This is a genomic window from Streptomyces sp. B21-083 (genome assembly GCF_036898825.1).
In the GTDB taxonomy this organism is placed as follows: domain Bacteria; phylum Actinomycetota; class Actinomycetes; order Streptomycetales; family Streptomycetaceae; genus Streptomyces.
The window spans coordinates 4,671,989-4,691,322 of the sequence record NZ_JARUND010000002.1 but is presented as its reverse complement, the minus strand read 5'-3'; the positions used below and the strand labels follow the sequence as shown (position 1 = coordinate 4,691,322).

The 19,334-nt window shown below is 66.8% G+C and carries 9 protein-coding genes; 6 read left to right on the top strand and 3 right to left on the bottom strand.

The genetic code is table 11. The annotated features are described in order from the left end of the window. The first annotated feature begins 50 nt into the window (after positions 1-50). Complete coding sequence (locus tag QA861_RS45110) at positions 51-1,637, top strand: serine/threonine-protein kinase (protein WP_334594752.1); 1,587 nt, start codon at positions 51-53, stop codon at positions 1,635-1,637. Between the two features lie 156 nt (positions 1,638-1,793). Here QA861_RS45110 and QA861_RS45105 read toward each other — a convergent pair whose 3' ends face one another. Further along, on the bottom strand, positions 1,794-3,467 hold the full coding sequence (locus QA861_RS45105; protein WP_334594751.1) for a DUF262 domain-containing protein: 1,674 nt from the start codon (positions 3,465-3,467) through the stop codon (positions 1,794-1,796). Between the two features lie 641 nt (positions 3,468-4,108). On the opposite strand from QA861_RS45105, the gene QA861_RS45100 reads away from it, so the two are divergent. The 5 genes from QA861_RS45100 to QA861_RS45080 all read left to right on the top strand — a co-directional run bounded on the left by QA861_RS45100 (position 4,109) and on the right by QA861_RS45080 (position 16,112). After that, positions 4,109-4,315, top strand: a complete 207-nt coding sequence (locus QA861_RS45100; RefSeq protein ID WP_334594750.1) for a hypothetical protein — start codon at positions 4,109-4,111, stop codon at positions 4,313-4,315. Positions 4,316-4,902: 587 nt separating this feature from the next. Beyond that, positions 4,903-8,001: a LamG-like jellyroll fold domain-containing protein gene (locus QA861_RS45095; protein ID WP_334594749.1), complete on the top strand. Its 3,099-nt coding sequence runs from the start codon at positions 4,903-4,905 to the stop codon at positions 7,999-8,001. 68 nt (positions 8,002-8,069) lie between these two features. Next, positions 8,070-14,990, top strand: coding sequence for a polymorphic toxin-type HINT domain-containing protein (locus QA861_RS45090; protein WP_334594748.1), 6,921 nt, complete (start codon positions 8,070-8,072; stop codon positions 14,988-14,990). Between the two features lies 1 nt (position 14,991). Further along, the gene (locus tag QA861_RS45085; RefSeq protein ID WP_334594747.1) at positions 14,992-15,333 is read left to right on the top strand and encodes a hypothetical protein; all 342 of its coding nucleotides are present in this window, start codon (positions 14,992-14,994) and stop codon (positions 15,331-15,333) included. 290 nt (positions 15,334-15,623) lie between these two features. After that, entirely contained in the window at positions 15,624-16,112 is a 489-nt protein-coding gene (locus tag QA861_RS45080; RefSeq protein WP_334594746.1) for an RDD family protein, read from the top strand. A gap of 1,243 nt (positions 16,113-17,355) precedes the next feature. Here the strand turns inward: QA861_RS45080 and QA861_RS45075 are convergent. Together QA861_RS45075 and QA861_RS45070 are read right to left on the bottom strand one after the other, a co-directional pair. Further along, positions 17,356-18,267, bottom strand: a complete 912-nt coding sequence (locus QA861_RS45075; RefSeq protein ID WP_334594745.1) for an alpha/beta fold hydrolase — start codon at positions 18,265-18,267, stop codon at positions 17,356-17,358. A gap of 356 nt (positions 18,268-18,623) precedes the next feature. Next, the gene (locus QA861_RS45070) at positions 18,624-19,310 is read right to left on the bottom strand and encodes a transposase family protein (RefSeq protein WP_334594744.1); all 687 of its coding nucleotides are present in this window, start codon (positions 19,308-19,310) and stop codon (positions 18,624-18,626) included. Positions 19,311-19,334 lie beyond the last annotated feature (24 nt).

The window sequence follows — 19,334 nt, the reverse complement described above, 5'->3', positions numbered from 1 at the left end:
TCACACTTGACCCCTGACCGTGACTGTTCATCACGCACACCGGGGGCAAGGTGCCGCAGGAGGCGATCTCCGACCGTTACGAACTCCTGGAGGAGCTCAACCACGGCGGCATGGGCGACGTATGGCGCGGCTACGACGCCGTGCTCGACCGGCCCGTCGCGGTGAAGCTCATCCGGCAGGCGTCGGTCACCTCCCCTCAGCTGGCCGAGGAGTTCGCCAAACGCTTCCGCCGCGAGGCCCGCATCACCGCGCGCATCCAGCACCCCGGCGTGCCGCAGGTGTACGACGCGGTGCTCGACGCGTCGTACGAGCGCCTGTTCCTGGTGATGGAGCTCGTCGACGGCGTACCGCTGTCCGCATACCTCGACCCCGGCCGACCGCTGCCGGTCAGCTGGGCGGCAGCCGTCGCCGCGCAGATCGCGACCGTGCTGTCGTACGCGCACGACGTGCCGGTCATCCACCGGGACCTCAAGCCGGGCAACATCCTCGTCGCACGCGACGGCACCGTGAAGGTCCTCGACTTCGGCATCGCGGCGATCCTGCGCACCGACGTCACCAAACTGACCGCCACCGGCAGCCCCATCGGCACCCACCAGTACATGTCGCCCGAACAGGTCCGCGGTGGGCGTGTCACCCCGCAGACCGATCTGTACGCGCTGGGCTGCGTGCTGCACGAACTCCTCAGCGGGCGCCTCGCGTTCGAGGCGGAGAACGAGTACCTGCTGATGTACCAGCACGTCAACGCCGCCCCCATCCCGCTGCGACAACTGCGGCCCGACGTCCCCGAGGCGTTGGAGGAGCTGGTCCTGCACCTGCTGCGCAAGGCGCCCGAGGCGCGGCCCGCCGACACGCAGGAGGTGTACGCGCGACTGCTGCCGTTCCTCCCGCCGCCAGACGGAGAGCCCGGCACAGCCGATGCCGGGCCAGCCGGCGCACCCGACCCGACAGGCGTGTTCCGTCACCCATTCGCGCCCCGCGCCCGCGCCCAGACCCCCGCACCCGGGGGTTCGACGCCGACAGCCATCCTCCCCGGAGCCCAGCCCGTGCCCGTCCCCGCCCAGCTGCGCGAGGACATCAAGGAGGCGTACGCCCACTCCGACACTCTGCTGGAGCAGGAACGGTTCGCGCAGGCCGCCGAGGTACTCGGCGAGGTCATCGAACCCGCAGCCCTCGCCCTCGGCTCCGAGAGCAAACCGGTCCTGGCGCTGCGCCGCCAGCGGGCAGCGATCCGCCTCCTCGGCGGTGACTACCGGGCCGCCCTGCCCGAGTTCGACGCCCTCGCCGACGCGTACGCCCGTATCACCGGACCCACCACCGAGCAGGCCCGCGCCTGCCGCGCCCAGGCGGCCCGGTGCCGCGCCGAACTCGGTCAGGTCACCGACGCGCTCGCAGCACTCCAGGGCGTGCTGCACGTCGTACGGGCCGTCGACAGCGACGTGAGCGAGGAAGCCGTGGAGCTACGACACAACATCGGAATGCTGCTGCTCGCCCAGGGCCGGGCCGTCGAAGCCCGGCAGGTCCTCGAACCGCTCCACCAGGACATGTGCATGGTGTTCGGCCCCGACGACGAGATGACCGTCGAGATCGCCGAGGCACTCGCCGTGATCCGCCTCGGCCTCGACGGTTCGGCTTCCTGACCCGGGTCCTCCAGAAGCGGCGCGGCCGAAACCGCGCTGCTCGCGACGAGTTCGGATCCGCGCCGAATCGGTGATGACAACTCTTGGGCCGGGCTTCCCGGATGAGCGACAGCCTGCAGGCGCGCATGAGTCCTGCGGGCAGCTGCCCCCGGTTCCTTACAGATCCCACTCGTCGGCCAGCAACCCCACGAGCCGAGGCTGCCGCTTCTGCAGCAGTTCCGGCGCCCACTCCTGGTGCTGCAACACCTGGCTGGTCAGGGCGAACGTGGAGACGCCGTGCCTGCCGGTGAAGTACTTGGCCTTCTTCTCTGTGAAGTCGTAGTTCTGTGCGTAGGCGTTCTTCGTCCGGTTGAGCAGGACGAGGTTGCCCAGCCGGTGCGTCCACTCCGTGCGCTGTTCGTCGGTGAAGTGCCGCAGCCACTGGGACGCCTGCTTCGGATTCTGCGGCAGCACGTGCTCGACGGTAATCAGGGTGTGGTCGTACGAGACTCCGGGCTTTCCGGCCAGCATCTCGTCCAGGCGCAGCAGGACGTACTTACGGGTCTTGGTGACGAGGTATATGTCGCCGTCCAGACGCGCGAGTGTCTCGGCCTTCTCCGTGTCCGTCAGGGCGAAGGACGTCGCAGCCAGGCCCTTGCCGGCGTTGAGTTCGCGCAGGAGGTCCGCGTAACGCGTGACGCGGGGAGTGGTGTAGACGCGGCGGATGAACATGCTGGCCGCCAGCCGCTCCAGTGCGCCGAAGAATCCGTCGAGCCAGGCAGGGTCGTCGCCGTGGTTACGCAGCGCCCACAGGGCCGCGGGACGCCAGTCGTTGTTGTCGATCTGCTGGAGGCGTTTGAACCAGGCATTGACCCGCTCAGCCCCAGAGGCCGCCGAGTATCTGGCGTCGCGGATCTGCACGTAGGCGTCCGCGTACGGCACGACGACGTCGTTGACGAACGACTCGGCCTTGCCGGGCAGGTAGTGGCTGAGCACCTGCCCGGGAAACTCTTTGAGCAGTTCCCGCTCAGCCCGCTTCATGGCGAACACCATGCGCAGGTGAAGGAAGAGGTCGGCGAAGTCGTCTCGCCCCAGGGCCTCCTCCGCGTCTTCCCACTTGCGGGCGCACTCCTCTGAGGTCTTCTCGTCCAGAGCACCGATGATGTGCGACTTGAAGATGTCCGTGGGCGAAAGGTCCACCCCCCGGGAGTTCATCACGCTGAAGATACGGTGCGCGCTGTCCAGATCAGGGGTGCTGACGACGACCAGGAACGTGCGCGCACCAAGCATCTGTACAAGGTCCAGCCGTCGCTCCTCCGACCAGACGGCGAGTATCGCGTGCAGCGCCTCCGCGTTACGCAGGACGGCCTTCTGCGCATCCGTCGGCAGCGTCTCCTCCTTCAGGGCCCGCAGCGCCTCGGTGGTTCCCGTCGTCTGGACGTACTGCTGGAAGAAGCCGGCGTCGCGGATGCGCAGGGTGAGCCTGGGCCTGGGGTCGAGCCGGCGGACCTTGTTGCCTGGCTCCGTGACCAGCTTGTCAAGATCGCTGCGCAGGTCGGGGTCCTCCGTCAGGTCGCGAAGGAGGGCGAGCAGGATGGTCAGGGTGGTGAGGCGCTGCTGGCCGTCGATGACCTCGGCGGGCGCGTTCCCCTTCGCCTTGACGAGGACGATGGAGCCGAGGAAGTACGGCTCGTCCGTCCCCCTGTCCAGCGACTCCTCCAAGTCGGTGAGCAGCTGCACGGCCTGCTCGACGTCCCAGGCGTACGGACGCTGGTAGTCCGGAATCCTGAAGTCGTAGTCGCTGCTGAAAACCTTGTGCAGGGACACTTCCTGCGCCTCGAGCTGCTGCATGCCCCCATGATGTCGGAGCCGTTGACGCTGTGTCCCAGGAGTCCAGCGAGCTGATTCCGTGCGTGGAGTCCCGTCCCGGGCGTGGCGACGTCACGGACACCGCAAGGACCGGCGCCGGGCAGCGTCGCTGAGTGCAAAATGCAGGCCCTCACCCCAGCGCCGTCCACCGGCAGCGCGCAACAGGCCTGATCAAGGAGGGTGTTGAGGCGACAACACGGTCCGGCTGCGGCCCCCGAACTGTCACGACTCCCGCACGAGCTGCTCAGCTGCAGTCTGAGCCCGGCGTCTCGGTGCGTCAACGGCCGCTCTCGATGCGCCGCCCGGCGCTCGACGACCTCTGCCGGCGACGCTGGTAGGGGATCGGATGGTGTCGGTGTTTCCGGTGCATTCGGGACCGGGAAGCGGACTTGACGTGCGGCCGGGGCCTTCTGCAGCACCTGTCTGGCTCGCGGGGTGCGAGGTGGGTGGATCCCTCCCCGGCGAGCGGATCCGCCGCTACGGTGGGGCCCTTGACGGGGCGTCACTCAAGGCGATGGCCCATGGGATCGGGGCCAGGGGCGATGACGAAGCGGTGGTGCGCCAGATTGGCGTGGCCGCGACAGTGAACGGAAGTTCTCTGCTCCTTTCCGTGCGATCGATAAATGGGCAGTGTTTTTCTTTTTCTTGTCGATCTTTTTGAATCCTGGCGTTCATGGGTGTTCTTTTTTGCCATTTCTTTGGCTTTTAGTGCCAATTTAGTCGCACTTTTTATTCCTCTCCTTTGCCTGGCCGATGTGATGTTTGAGTCTATTTGGTCAAATTTGCGCCGCTGGGAAGTGATTGACGTCGGACGACTTTCCGGGCTTTGATCGCCCGGCTGTAGGGAACTTGTAAATGTAAGGCGGGGGCCATGTGGTGGGGTGGGGGGCGTCGCGTTGTCGGCGTGAGTGGAAACAGCAGGCGAGTGAAGGGGCAAGGTTGGCTCGTAGCATCGGTGCTCCTCGTGCCCATGCTGAGTGTCGCGAATGCCCAGGCGGTACCCGCTACAGCCTCGCAAGGATCGTCGGCGACTTCCGACACCGGTGACCTGTCGCCGGAGGCGGTTGCTTCGGGAAGAGCAGCGAAATCCGGTTCGCCTGTTGAGGTAAGTGCGGAGACGACTCCCACGCAACTCGTCACGGCCCAGCCGGACGGCACGTTCACCGTCGAGTTCGATCCGGCTCCGGTGCGGGTGGAGAAGGCGTCCGGATGGGTTCCTGTCGACACCGCCCTGGAAACAAATTCGGCCGGTCAGGTTGTACCGATCGCCTCCGCAGCGGACGTCGCCTTCTCCGGAGGTGGATCTGGTAACGCTCTGGCGAGCATTACCAAGGACGGGAAGGCGTACCGCGTCGACTCGCCGTGGACACTGCCCGCGCCGACGTTGTCAGGCTCCACCGCGACGTACGCGGATGTCATGCCGGGTACGGACCTGGTCGTCCAGGCCACGCCGGACGGCTTCAGCGAGAACGTGGTAGTCAAGTCGCGGGAAGCGGCCCAAACCGAGGAACTGTCGAGCATCAGGTTCCCCGTCTCGGTCGACGGCGTTTCCGTCCGTGACACGAACTCCGGCAGCGCCGCGTTCGTGGACGATCAGGGACGCCCGGTTTTCACCACCGGCACAGCCCTGATGTATGACTCCTCGACGGTGAGCACCCCCGCTCCAGCCGCAGCCTCCAGGATCTCGAAGGCGTCTTTCACTGTCGCAGCCGCGGCGTCCGACGAGGCCGGGAACGTGTCGGACGGTCCTGCCCCAGGGGCCAGGTCGACTGCCATGGACCTGACGCTTTCGGACGACGCGCTGACACTGAAGCCGGACAAGGCGTTCCTCGACGACCCGGACACCACCTACCCGGTGGTCCTCGACCCGCTGACGACCGGTGCGTCGTTGTCGGGGTGGACGACGGTGTGGACGAGTTCGCCGTCGACGTCGTTCTGGAAGACCTCGCACGCGCTGGGCGTCGGATACGACGCGTGGGTGGACAACAAGAAGGCCCGCTCGCTCTACCAGTTCGACACGCACACCCTCGGCGGCAAGAAGATCCTCTCCGCGACCTTTACCGCGCTTGAGGTGTGGTCGGCCAACTGCACGGCGAAGAGCGTGCAGTTGTGGCGTACGGGGTCCATCTCCTCGGGCACCACATGGAATGCGCAGCCGCCTTGGTCCGCACAGGTCGACTCCGTGCCCACCGCCAAGGGCTACTCGTCCTCCTGCCCGGGCAGCAATGTTGAATTCGACGCTACCAAGGCCGTGAGTTACACCGCCGGGGAGTCCGCGTCGACCACCACGCTCGGGTTGCGGGCGGCCGACGAGAGTGACGAGATCGCCTGGAAGCAGTTTGCCTCTCCGTCGGACATCAAGCCGTCCCTGTCGGTGACGTTCGTTTCCAAGCCGAGCGTCCCGACCGGTGTGAAGCTGTCAAGCCCGAGCCTGGCATGCTCCACGGGTCTTGGCACCGCCGCCGTGCTCCATGACACGACGCCCGCGCTCGCCGCAGCGCCGAAATCGGCTGACGGTTCACAGTCGACGCTGCGCCCGAACTTCGAGGTGTACCGCTACGACGCGAACGCCACTGATCCGTCGGCCGGCTCCGGAAGCCCCACCGCGTACACGACGTCCGGCACCGCCGGAACGTGGACGACACCGACTTTGACCAACGGGCAGACGTACTGGTTCCGTGCTCGCAGCGAGTACAAATACTCCTTCAACAGCAAGACCGGCTATATGTACTCGGCCTGGAGTCCCGCCTGTTGGTTCCGCATCGACACCACGGCTCCCGTTCAGCCGGACGTGGACTCATCGACGTACCAGGAATGCGCGAGCCCTGACACCCCGGAGGACTGCACGGCCTATGGAGGCGTCAGCGTTCCCGCGACCTTCATTCTCAAGGCCAACGGCGCGTCGGACGTGGTCAAGTACACCTACCAGCTGAACGACAACCCGGTGCGGACGAAGACTTTCGCCACCGCGACGAGCAGCTACAGCGTCTCGCTCGTTCCTGATGTGCGCGGCTTGAACACCCTCACCGTGCAGACCTGGGACTCGGCAGGGAACAGCTCTTCGCAGAGCTACACCTACCATTTCAAGGTCGCGCCCGGGGCGGGTCCGCTCTCCCAGTGGTCCATGGACGAGGGGACCGGTACGGCGGCGGCTGATGCGCTCGGCGGAAAGTCCGCGACTCTGGCCGGGTCGTCGACCTGGTCCGACCATGCGCGGCTCGGCAAGTCGGTACAAGCCAACGGAACATCCGCGTACGCGGCCACAGCCTCTTCCGTGCTGGACACCACCAAGAGTTTCACCGCCTCCGCATGGGTGCGGCTGACCGGCAGCTCCCACAACGCTGTGGCCCTGGCCCAGGCGGGAACCAACGGATCGGCGTTCGCCCTCTACTACTCGACCTCCTACAACGCCTGGGTCTTCAACCGGTACGCCACGGATGTCGTGGCGCCGACCATCATCCGTTCGATCTCCACGACCACACCGGAAATCGGCGTCTGGACACACCTGATCGGTGTGTACAACGCGCAGGAACAGACAATCCAGCTCTTCGTCAACGGGATCCCGCAGGGCGACCCCGTCGCCTACACCACCGCATGGCAGGCCACCGGAGGCCTCCAGATCGCCCGGGGCCAGTACGGCGGTGCCTTCAGTGACTACTTCCCCGGCCAGGTCGACGAAGTGACCGTCTGGAACCGCACCCTCTTCAAAGAAGAGATCGCCGACCTCCAGGCCATGAGCGACCCGGGCACCGGCCAGGCCCGGCCCATGCTGGCCGCTGACTGGAACATGGAGGAGACCTCAGGCACCAGTGCCGCCGACTCCTCCGGCTACGGCCACAATGCCACCCTCGCAGCGGGTGGCACCTGGACCACCGACATCGACGGCGGCAGAGGCAACATCCTTGCCCTGGACGGGACGGCGACCGCCAACGCGAGCGCCGCAGGCCCGATTGTGGACTCCCAGGGCGACTTCACCGTGGCCGCATGGGCCAAGCTCGACGCAGCGGCGCTGTCCGACACCTCAGTAGCCCACCACATGCGGATCACCACCCAGTCCGGCGGCGTACGTGACTCCTGGGGCCTGTGGTACGACCAGGCGGCGGGTTCCGCGCAGGGCATGTGGGTGTTCGGCCGCACCACCGCCGACACCACGAGCGGCACTGTCGTGACAGTGCCCACGAACATCGCCTCGGCCCAACTCGTCGACCCCGGCGACTGGACCCTGCTGACCGGCGTCTACGACGGCGCCCACCACCAACTGTTCCTCTATGTCAACGGAATCCGGCAGGGCGCCCAGGGCGACACCGACACCGATGACGACACCGGTGACGGCATCGTCTTCACCCAGCCCTGGCAGGCCACCGGCACCTTCAACATCGGCCGTGGACGCATCAGCACGGGCGCGTACAGCGACTACGCGCACAGCCTCGTGGACGACGTACGCGTGTGGACCGGGGTCATGTCCGACACCGCGATCAACCAGATGTACCTCACCGAAAATCGCATCCCGCTGTGACGGCGACCCCCTTCACAGGCGAACCAACAGATCTTCAGCAGACTCGTACACGAACCGGGAGTGCAGTCATGGGTGGGCTACGCCGGACACGGCTGTGGGTCGTCGCTCTCACCACGAGCGCCCTGGTGGCCACGGGCCTGGGCACAGCCCCGGCCATCTGGGCCACCGAGCGCCACGGCCACAACACGGTAGACGCGCCCGGCGCCAGAAACGGCACCGCCGTGCCCTTCGAAGCCAAGGCGAGCACGAAGAAGGACCCTGCCCAGGCCGCTGCCGCCCACACGGCCGCACAGGTCGAGAAACCGGCCACTTGGCCCACGGCCTCCACCGCCACCCTGCCCGTGGCGGCCAACGCGGGCGCCGCCAGGACCACATCGGTCGGGCGACTCCCGCTGAAGGTGAGTGCCCCGGCCAAGGGCGCAGCCCCGGCGAAGATAGCTGTCAAGGTGGCCGCTCACGGCACCGCGACCGCCCTCGGTATCAACGGCACCGTCCTCTCCGTCACTCGCGCCGACGGCCACAAGGGCACCGGTCACGCCCGGCTCACGCTGGACTACTCCGGCTTCGCGAACGCCTTCGGCGGTGACTACGCCTCCCGCCTCACCCTGGTCCGTCTGCCCGCCTGCGCCCTGACCACCCCGAAGCTCAAGACGTGCCGGACGACGACGCCGGTCCCCACCACCAACGACGTCGCCCACCGCACCCTGACCTCCACGGCGACGGTCAACTCCGCCGTGACCACTTTTGCCGCGACCGCCTCCGCCGCCAAGTCCGGCGCCGGCTCCTACCAGGCGACCTCCCTCAACCCTTCAGCGTCCTGGAACGCAGGCGGCTCCAGCGGAGACTTCACCTGGTCGTACCCGCTGTCCGTGCCCCCGTCCAACGGCGGCCCCGCCCCGAACCTGGCCATCACCTACGACTCACAGAGCGTCGACGGCCGGCTGCCGTCGACCAACAACCAGCCTTCCTGGGTCGGCGAGGGCTTCGACCTCTCCACGTCCTACATCGAGCGGTCCTACGACTCCTGTGACGACGACGGGCAGTCCGGCAAGAACGACGAGTGCTGGGCGAACGACAACGCCACCCTCGTCCTGGGCGGCAAGTCCAGCCCGCTCATCAAGGACAAGACCTCCGGCGACTGGCATCCCAAGACCGACGACGGCGAGCGCGTCGCCCATTCGACCGGAGCCGTGAACGGAGACAACGACGGCGAGTTCTGGACCGTCACCACGCAGGACGGCACCCAGTACGTCTTCGGCAAGAACCACCTGCCGGGCTGGACCACCGGCGCCGCGGTCACCAACTCGACCTGGACGGCCCCGGTGTTCGGCGACGACTCGGGCGAACCGGGCTACGACCAGGGCACGTCGCTCTCCGGCCGCGCGATCACCCAGGCCTGGCGCTGGAACCTCGACTACGTCGTCGACCCGCACGGCAACGCCATGTCGTACTGGTACACCAAGGAGACCAACTACTACGCCAAGAGCGGCACCACGACCGCCAACGGCACCGTCTACGACCGCGGCGGCTACCTCAGCCGCATCGACTACGGCATCACCGCCTCCACGGTGTTCGGCACCGCCCCCGAGAAGGTCGACTTCACCACCGCCGAACGCTGCCTCGCCACCAGCACCGAGACCTGTGCCTCGCCCACGTCGTCCACGGCCTCGCACTGGCCGGATGTGCCCTTCGACCAGATCTGCGCCTCCGGCAAGGTGTGCGACGCGACCGGGCCGACGTTCTTCTCGCGTAGGCGTCTCACCGGCGTCACCACCAGTGTCTGGGACGCGGGCTTGTCCACCCCGGCCTATCGGCAAGCCGATACCTGGGCCCTGGACCAGTCTTTCCCCGACCCGGGTGACGGCACCTCTGCTGGCCTGTGGCTGAAGTCCATCACCCGCACCGGCAAAGACGGCGGCTCCGTCTCCATGCCGCCGGTCACCTTCGCAGGCATCCAGCTCTACAACCGCGTCGACACGACGCACGACGACATCGCCGCACTCGTCAAGTGGCGCGTCCGCACGGTCACTTCGGAGACCGGCTCTGTCCTCACGGTCAACTACTCCGACCCGCAGTGCGTCGCCGGGACGACCATGCCCAGCAGCCCCGACTCCGACACCCTGCGCTGCTTCCCGACGTACTGGCAGCCCCCGTACACCACCGATCCCCAACTCGACTGGTTCCACAAATACGTCGTCACTCAGGTCACCGAGTCGGACCCCACCGGCGGTGCCCCGCTGAAGGAGAGCGACTACACCTACAACGGCTCCCCGGCCTGGCACTACGAAAGTGACAACGTCACCTCCCCGGCCAAGCGCAAGACCTGGTCACTGTGGCGCGGCTACGGCAGCGTCACCACGACCACCGGCGACGGGCAGTCGACGCGTACGAAGACGGTCGCGACGTACTTCCGAGGCATGGACGGCGACAAGCAGTCCGACGGCACCACCCGCAGCGTCAAGGTCGCGGACTCCACGGGGACTTCGGTCACCGACTCCGACCCGCTGGCCGGCTCGGTCCGTGAGTCCATCACCTACAACGGCAGCGCCGAGGTCTCCGGCACCATCACCGACCCCTGGATCCACCAGACCGGCACCGACGGCACCCGCGCCTCGGGCTACACCCGCGCCCACGCCGTCCACAACCGCACCGATCTGTCCTCCGGCGGCACGCGCGACACCACGGTCACCACGACCTACGACGACACGAGCGGCGCCGTACTGACGGTCGACGACTCCGGCGACACCGCGGTCACCGGCGACGAGCAGTGCACCCGCACGACCCTCGCCGGAAACAGCACCGACTGGCTGATCGCCTTCCCCGTACGTGTCGAGACGGTCGACGTGGCCTGCGGCGCCACGACCCAGCGACCCGACGACGTGATCTCCGACGTCCGCACCCTCTACGACAACCAGACCTACGGCACCGCACCGACCCTCGGAGACGAGACCTCCACCCAGCGCCTGTCCTCGTACTCCGGCGGCAGCCCGGTCTACCAGACGGTCTCCACAAGCCACTTCGACACCCAGGGCCGGGTCGACTCGGTCAAGGACACCAACGGCGCGATCGTCAGCACCACCAAGTACACCCCCACCACCGGCGGCCCGCTCACCAGCACGCTCACCACCGACGCCAAAACGTATCCGACGACGACAAACTTCGACCCCGCCCGGGGCATCGCCACGTCCGTCGTCGACCCGAACAGCAAACGCACCGAGTACACCTATGACGCCCTCGGACGCGTGACAGCCCTGTGGCTGCCCAACCGCAGCAAGTCGTCCAGCCAGCCCGCGAACCTTGTCTACACGTACGCGATCTCCAAGACCGCCGCCTCGGCGGTCTCCACCGGCAAGATCAACAACGACGGCACGACCTACGACACCACGTACTCGCTGTACGACGCACTCCTGCGCCCCCGCCAGACACAGACTCCGGCGCCGGACGGCGGCCGGGTGATCGCGGAGACGAAGTACGACAGCCGGGGCCTGGCCGTCGAGGCGGACGCCGACTACACCGACGCCTCCGCGGCGTCCGGCGCGCTGGTGAACATCACCTCGGCCGTCCCCGCCCAGACCCTCACCACCTACGACGGCGCCGGGCGCCCCACGGCCGCCGACTTCTACGCCAACGGCGCCAAGCGGTGGACGACGTCCACGTCGTACGGCGGCGACCGCACGACAACGACCCCGCCCAACGGCGGCATCGCGACGACGACTCTGACGGACACCCTCGGCCGTACCACCGAGACCCGGCAGTACGACAGCGGCAGCCCGTCCGGCCCGTACACGTCGATCAAGTACGCCTACGACGCCAAGAGCCGCCTGAAGTCGGTCGTCGACGACGACGGCAACACCTGGTCGTACGGCTACGACCTGCTGGGCCGCAAGACCAGCACCACGGACCCCGACACCGGGACGTCCAGTACCGCGTACAACGAACTCGACCAGGCCGCCTCCACCACGACCGCCGTCGGCACCACGCAGGAGAAGACGCTCAGCTACACCTACGACGCGCTCGGCCGCCGGACCGACATGTACGACGGCGCCACCAAGGACGCCACACACGAACTCGCCAAGTGGACCTACGACTCGATCCTGAAGGGCCTGCCGACGTCGTCGATCCGTTACGTCGGCGGCAGCGCGGGCAAGGCGTACATCAGCCAGATCGGCGCCTACGACTCCCTCTACCGGCCGACCCTGACCCGGGTCACCATTCCTTCGGTCACTGGCGAGGAGGCCCTTGCGGGCGCGTACTCCTCGTCGATCGGCTACAACCTCGACGGCACCGTCCAGGTGACCTCCGACCCGGCCGCCGGCGGCCTGCCCGCCGAGTCCCTCGAGTACGGCTACAACAGCCTGAGCATGCCGACGACACTGAACGGCGCCACCGGCTACGTACAGAAGACGGCCTACACCAAACTCGGCGACATCGGACAGGTCACCCTCGGCGTCTCCTCGTCCGACTCCGCCAAGTGGCTGCAGGTCACCAACACCTACGAGGACGGCACCCGCCGTCTGAAGCGTGAACTGGTCACGGACGACGCCCAGACCGCCCCCGTCCAGGACACCACCTACACCTACGACGACTACGGCAACCCCACCAAGACCGCCACCCATGCCGACGGCACCGACGACGTCCAGTGCTACCGCTACGACGGCCACGACCGCCTCACTCAGGCCTGGACCGCCACCGACGGCTGCGCCGCCGACCCGTCGACGGCTGTCCTGGGCGGTCCGGCACCGTACTGGCAGAGCTTCTCCTACGACGACCTCGGCAACCGCAAGACCCAGACCGACCATGCCACGACAGCCGGCGCAGACGACACCGCCACCTCGTTCGTCTACCCGCCGGCCGGCAGCAGCCAGCCCCACACCCTCACCTCGTCGACCACCACCACGGGCAGCACCACGACGACCGACTCCTACACCTACGACGTGTCCGGCAACACGCACACCCGCACCCTGAACGGCAAGACCCAGACCCTGGACTGGGACGCCGAAGGCCACCTCGCCAAGGCCACCAACGCCGACGGCACGTCCGTGGCGTACCTGTACGACGCCGACGGCAACCGGCTGCTCTCGCGCGACGACTCTGGCACGACGCTCTACCTGGGCGACACCGAGGTCCGCCTCGCCAAGAGCACGAGCACGACCACCGGGACGCGCTACTACATGTGGGCAGGCCAGACCATAGCCGTCCGCACCAGCGCAGGCAGCCTCCAGTGGCAGGTCACGGACGCCCACGACTCGGCCGAGACAGCCGTCGACGCCACGACACAGGCCATGACGCGCCGTCGCCTGGACCCCTTCGGCAACCCACGAGGCCCCCAGCCGACTTCGGCCACCTGGCTCGGCGACAAGGGATTCGTCGCAGGAATCCAGGACACCACGAGCGGCCTGACACACCTGGGCGCGCGCGAATACGACCCGACGATCGGCCGGTTCGTCTCGGCCGACCCCGTCCTCGAACTGACCGACGCCCAGCAGATCGACGGCTACACCTACGCGGCCGACAACCCGGTCACCGGCAGCGACCCCTCGGGCCTCATGCTCGACGGAGGCGGTGACTGCAGATACCAGACCGGTGGGTGCAATTCCGACCCGGTTCATCCGCCCTCGAATGACTCGAACGACGGTAGCGGCACCCACCACAGCGGAGGCGGTGGCGGTGGCGGTGGCGGAAACTCCCACCACAGCTGCGGCTGGTCGCTGTCCTGCTACGGCTCCAAGATCGTCCACAAGGCCTACCACGCCGTCCAGCAGCATCCGGTCATCGCGGCCGTCGTGGCCACGGCCGTTGTCGTGGGCGTGGTTGCCTGTGTCGTCGCGACAGCGGGCGGCTGCGGAGCGGTCCTGCTGGCGGGGGCGGAGGGTTTCACCGCGGGTGCGGAGATGGGCAGCCTCGGCGGAGCTGTGGTGAGCGCCTCGGTGGGCATCATCGGCGAGGGCGGGGCTGTCGTCGCGGGAGCAGCGGGCATCGCCGGGGCGGGTGCGGCGGCTGTGGCGGAGGGAACCGAGACAGCTTCCGCCGCCAAGGCAGCGACGAGTTCCGGGGCCAAGGCTGCGGACACCGCGGCGGAGGGGACCGCAGTCTCCGGTGGGGCCAGCGGCGCAGACCGTGCCGAAACGGCCGCACCTCGCAGCGGCGCCGCCCAATGCACCCACAGTTTCCTGCCTGCCACCAAGGTCCTCATGGCCGACGGCCACGAGAAGAAGATCAAGGACATCAAGCAGGGCGACAAGGTCGTGGCCACCGACCCGGAAACGGGGAAGAGCCAGTCACGCACCGTCGAAAAGCTGATCACCACCAAGCACGACAAGGACTTCGCCACCATCACGATCCGTGACGGAGACAAGTCGTCGAAGCTCGTGGCCACGGTGACCCATCCGTTCTGGGCCGAGTCCGAGGGAGCCTGGATCGACGCCGGCCACCTCGAGCCAGGCATACAACTGCATACCGCCTCGGGCCGCACTGTCACCATTTCCGCGATCAGGATCTGGCACGGCCAGCACCTGACCAACGACCTGACGATCTCGGTCACGCATACGTACTATGTGCTGGCGGGGGCTACACCGGTCCTGGTTCACAATTGCAACCTAGGTGACTATGCCGACAGTCTGCGTGCTGGCTTCAATAAAACTGATGGCCCCTTCTTTGCAGCGAAATACACATCACCGTCAGGGCGAACCTATTTTGGTCACTCGGGTCACGACCTGACGCCAGCTCCCGGTGGAGAAGTGGACTCTCTCGTGCGGCAGTTCACGCCTGAGGGGGGTCGCTACCATGCGGGATGTGCTGAAACGATGTGCCTCATCCAGGCGGAGGCGGCCGAGGGTGCGGCCGGGATCCAAGGGGGATCGTTCGAAGTGGTAAAGGTGCGGGGACTTAATTCGCCGCCCGGTGGCGCGCACGGCACGCCTGCGAGTCCATGTGCGTTGGTCTGTCAGCCCAGGCTGCAGCATCAGGGAATCAGTTTCGAAGGTGGTTGATGTGGCCAGAGAGCACCTCCAGGTTAATCGATTCGGGTTTGCCGAATACGAAGACATGATTGAGCTCGCCCGTGGAGTAGATGCTCCAAGGGCGGTGGGAGTTTTGAGTTCGATCGTGGAGCTGGTTCTCGCAGGGGAAGACGACACGCTCGATTCGCTATCGGATGGTGCGCAAGCAGATTTCGTAGTTCCCCTAGGGATGTGCGCGAAGATGCTTTCGAGTGGTGATTATTCGGCGCTGGAGCTGGTCTCTGCCGCCTGCACCGTGAGATATGCCGCCGAATCGCACATGTCTGAGTTCTCGGACAGCCTCGCGCAGATGTTGTCTCAACTGCCACGCTGAGTGACGGTAGCGATTCGCAAATATCGGGCCCCGTCGAGCTGCGCTCGGCGGGGCTGGTTTGCGGTGTAACGGTCTACCGAGAACCGCGAGGCTGAACTTTGTCAGCAGTACCGACAGCGTCAATGACGTCAGTGCAGGAGGAAACGCCAGTGAGCGGTCGGGCGGTGGTAAATCGTGACGGTGTGGAGAGGGTTCCCGCCCCGGTTGCCAGGGCGATGGGGCGGGACTGGTACCGAGAACACCTGGCCGCTATGGACCCGGTGAGGGGGACCCGCCCCGATGGGGCGGCGGTGGCGTATGCCCGCGACACGGCTGCGGTGGCTGCGACGGGCGGGCCGGTGCTGGTGTTGGCTTCCAACGGGCGCAGGATCGCGGCTCGTCTGGTGGACACGATGATTGCGTCGATATTTGCGTGTCTCGGGTTCATGGCCGCCGCGGCGGCCAGCGACGGTGCCGCGCTGGTGATCCTTGTGCCGGTGGGGTTCGCGGCAGGAGGGCTGTTGTATTTCCTTCCCCTCGTGCATTGGTGGGGCACGACCGTCGGGAAGCGCCTCTTCGGCTTGCGGGTGGTCCGTCTGTGGTCGGACGGGACCCTTCCGCCGTCATGGAGGGACACCTTTATCAGGGAGTTCGACCGGGCGGCATTCATGTCCTTTCCGGGGCTGAACCTGCTGGTTGGCGCGATTCTGCTCGCTCAGATGCTCAAGGACCGGGGAACTTATCACCAGAGCAAATATGACCGCGCGGCGCGCACCGTTGTGGTGAGATGGCCAGCCTGACTCGTCGCGCAGTCTCGCCGGCGAAGTCCGCCTCCCAGCTTGTCCCGGGCTGGCTGCACTCCTTCGTCTCCGTCCTGGAGCCCAGTGCCACCTCGTGGACCTGAAGTAAGGACGTGGTCCAGCTTGGACGGAAGGGGTACGGCCGGAGGCCATACCCCTCCAGCGGGGTAGGGCCCCTTCGCGTTGCAAGGTCGGTGCGTTGGAGGCGCTTTCGAGCTCTGACGCTGACCTGGCCGCGCGTTCCGGCTGGGACCCCAAGCGCCCCCTGGCGGGCCCTTTCTGGGGCCAGCCTGGGGCCGGAAGGGGAGGGAAACCCTGCGAATGATCGTGAAGGGCCGGGACGACGCAGGCCTTTTGACCTGTAAGAACGGGAAAAGCGGGGGTAGTTGGGTAAGCCTGGGGTAACGATCTTGCGAGCTCGTAATGCGTAGGTCTCGGGTTCGAATCCCGAAGGCGGCTCTGTAGAAGCCCCAGACTCTCACTCGCCGTGACCTGGGGCTTTTGCTTTTCCTTGACCCGAAACTCGGGCTAAACCGGCACCTGTGGTCGACGCATCGCGATGCGTAGGTCTGGGATCGAGTGCCAAGTGGCCGTTTCGGCTTGCAGGGCCGTGACCTGGCTATTTGTCCACACTGCCGGACAGCTTCGGCCTGTCAGGTTCGGAGCGGTGGCCATGTGGTGGCCACGGGTACAGCGATCGTGCAAATGAGTTGCGATCCGCCGGGCTGTCACAGGTGTGGTTGGGGCCGCAGGGTTGTGCCATCTATACAACCTCCCGTCTAATGCGTTCCGCCTGAAGTGCGATCGACAACCCGCTCGTAGAGCGACTCCTTCGCCTGTGACAGTTTGTGCTCAACAGCCTCAGTTCGAGGCTGACATCGCCGGGCGTAGGTGGCGTCCGAGCAAATGGCCGGCTCCGCAGGGACTGAGCCTCCAACTTGAAGTCGCAGGTCAAAGGGCTGGTGTGACAGTCTTTCGGGGTACTCACGCTGGTCGTGGGCGGCTGCCTATCGTGTAGATCATTTGTCAGACGTTCGCTTGAGGTCCGTCAGGACGGGGACGGGCAGGAGGTGGCCGTCGCTCGCTGACCGACGGACTGGCCACAGCCCTGCGGGTGCGATCACAGTGTCAGCATCTCGAATTCCGCAACCACCAGGCCGTGACCAGCAGCTTCACGAGTCGCTCTGCTCACTATTCGTGGAGGAGCCCACTGTGGACCTGCGGGAAGACCGGATCCCGGCGGTCAGTGGTGTGCGGCGAACGCGGCTTCGATTTCCTTGAGCACGAGGTCGGGACGGTCCGTCGGCACCTCATGGGAAGTGCCCTTGGCGGTGACGAGCGTCCGGTTCGGTGCCTCCTGGGCGAACGAGGCGGCGGCGTCACGCCAGCGCTGGGCGTCCTCGGGAGACCCGGCGAACGGAGTCTTCTCCGAAACCATCACTGTCGCCGGCACCGAGTCCGGCCACACCACCTTATGGAATGCCTGGTGTGCTGCGGCGAAACCCTCCGCGGTGGAGATGAGCTGACGGTTCTCCGGCTTCTCGGGATCCTTCTTCGCCGCGTCGACCTCCGGCTGAGTCCCGGCTACGAGACGGGGGATCTCCTCGTCCGTGAAGAACTGCGGGAGGTTGGCGTCGACCAGCACCGCACCGGACAGCAGCTCCGGGTTGTCCTGGGCGAGGTAATTCGCGATCTCACCGGCCTGGGAGTGGGACACCAGGGTCACGTCCTTGGTGACGCCCAGATTCTTGAGCCCCGCCCTGAGGTCACTGACGGCGCTCTCGACCTTCCACGCGCCGGGCACCACGTCGCTCTTGCCGAGACCGGCCCGGTCGTACGTGATGACGGTGGCACCGGTGACCGCGTGCACCTTGGGAGCGATGTCCTTCCACTGCGAGGAGTACTCACCGCCGCCCGAGTCCAGGACGATGGTCGAGCCGTTGCCCTGTGTGACGTAGAAGGCCAGACGATGACCACCGTTGTCGACCATGTGCAGCTTGGCTTCGGCCGCCTTGGCGGATCCCGGGGAGGCGGCCGAGGTGGCGGACGACGAGGCCGTGGGGCTCGGGGCATTGTCGCCGCAGGCTGTGACGCCGCCGGCGGCCAGGGCCAGCAAGGCGAGGGAGGACAGAACGCGGTACGTGGAACGGCTCATACGGGGGGTGTGGGACACGAGTGATCCTTCGACGGCTTGAGGGCGCTGTGGTACCTGTCCGATCATTCGGGAACCTGACTGCCCACAGAATCCGGCTGGCACGTCTATAGGTGGTGCGGTTGATGCCAGCGAGCGTGGTGGGGTTAACCTCCGGGACCAACTACTCAGCAGTGTTCATCACGTGGGTGCTGATCACAGAGCTGGTGTTCGCGGGGATCAGGACGCTCGTGCTGGTTGTGGTCGGGGGTCCGCGGAGAAGATTGCCTGTCAGCGGTTGACTTCGAGATTTGTCAGGACGAGTAGGGCACGCAGGAGGCGGGTCGCGCGGGCGGGGTTGGTACGGAGCTTGGTGAGAATCAGTTCTTGAGGTGGGCGAAACCGTGCTCGACCGGTGCACGTCCGACGGTGAGGACGCAATTGGCGGTCTTCTGGCCTGGGGTCAGCTTGTGGGTGCGGCTGGCGTGGAAGCCGGTGACGACCACCGGGTCGCGTACGTCGTTGTCCAGGCCGCGGAAGCCGAGGTCGGCCAGCGCCCCAAGGCCAACGGCGTGCAGGTTGGCCAGAACGTGATCGTGGCGGGCGGCGGTGTTGTCGTGGGTGCGGCCAGGGCGGGCGGCGGATATCCAGATCAGGCGGCCGTTTTCGTCGGTCAGGGCGAGGAAGTGCAGGCCGTGGCTGCGATGCTTACCGGAGTAGTTCCGCCGGTCGGCTCTCCCGGTGCGGCGCTGGGTGCGGATGAGAGTGCCGTCAATCAGGACCACCTCCCCGCCCTGACCGGCGACCTTCTTCAGGGCGCGGTCCAGGCGCGGAGCCTGGGCAGCGAGCAAGCCGATCAGCTCGTCCCGCCAGCGTCGGACGGTGGACTCGGACACGTCGTTGCCGCCGGCCATGTCGGCCAGGCGCTGGTCGTGACGCAGCACGGCCAGAACGATCACCGCGATCTTCCCCGGCGGCAGAATCCGCCACCGGGACCGAATCGCCTTCAGATGGCGCCTGAGCAGATCGGCGAGGTGGTTGACGGTGCGGGTGGACCACCATTCCAACGGCCGCCGGGGGCCACCGGGTTA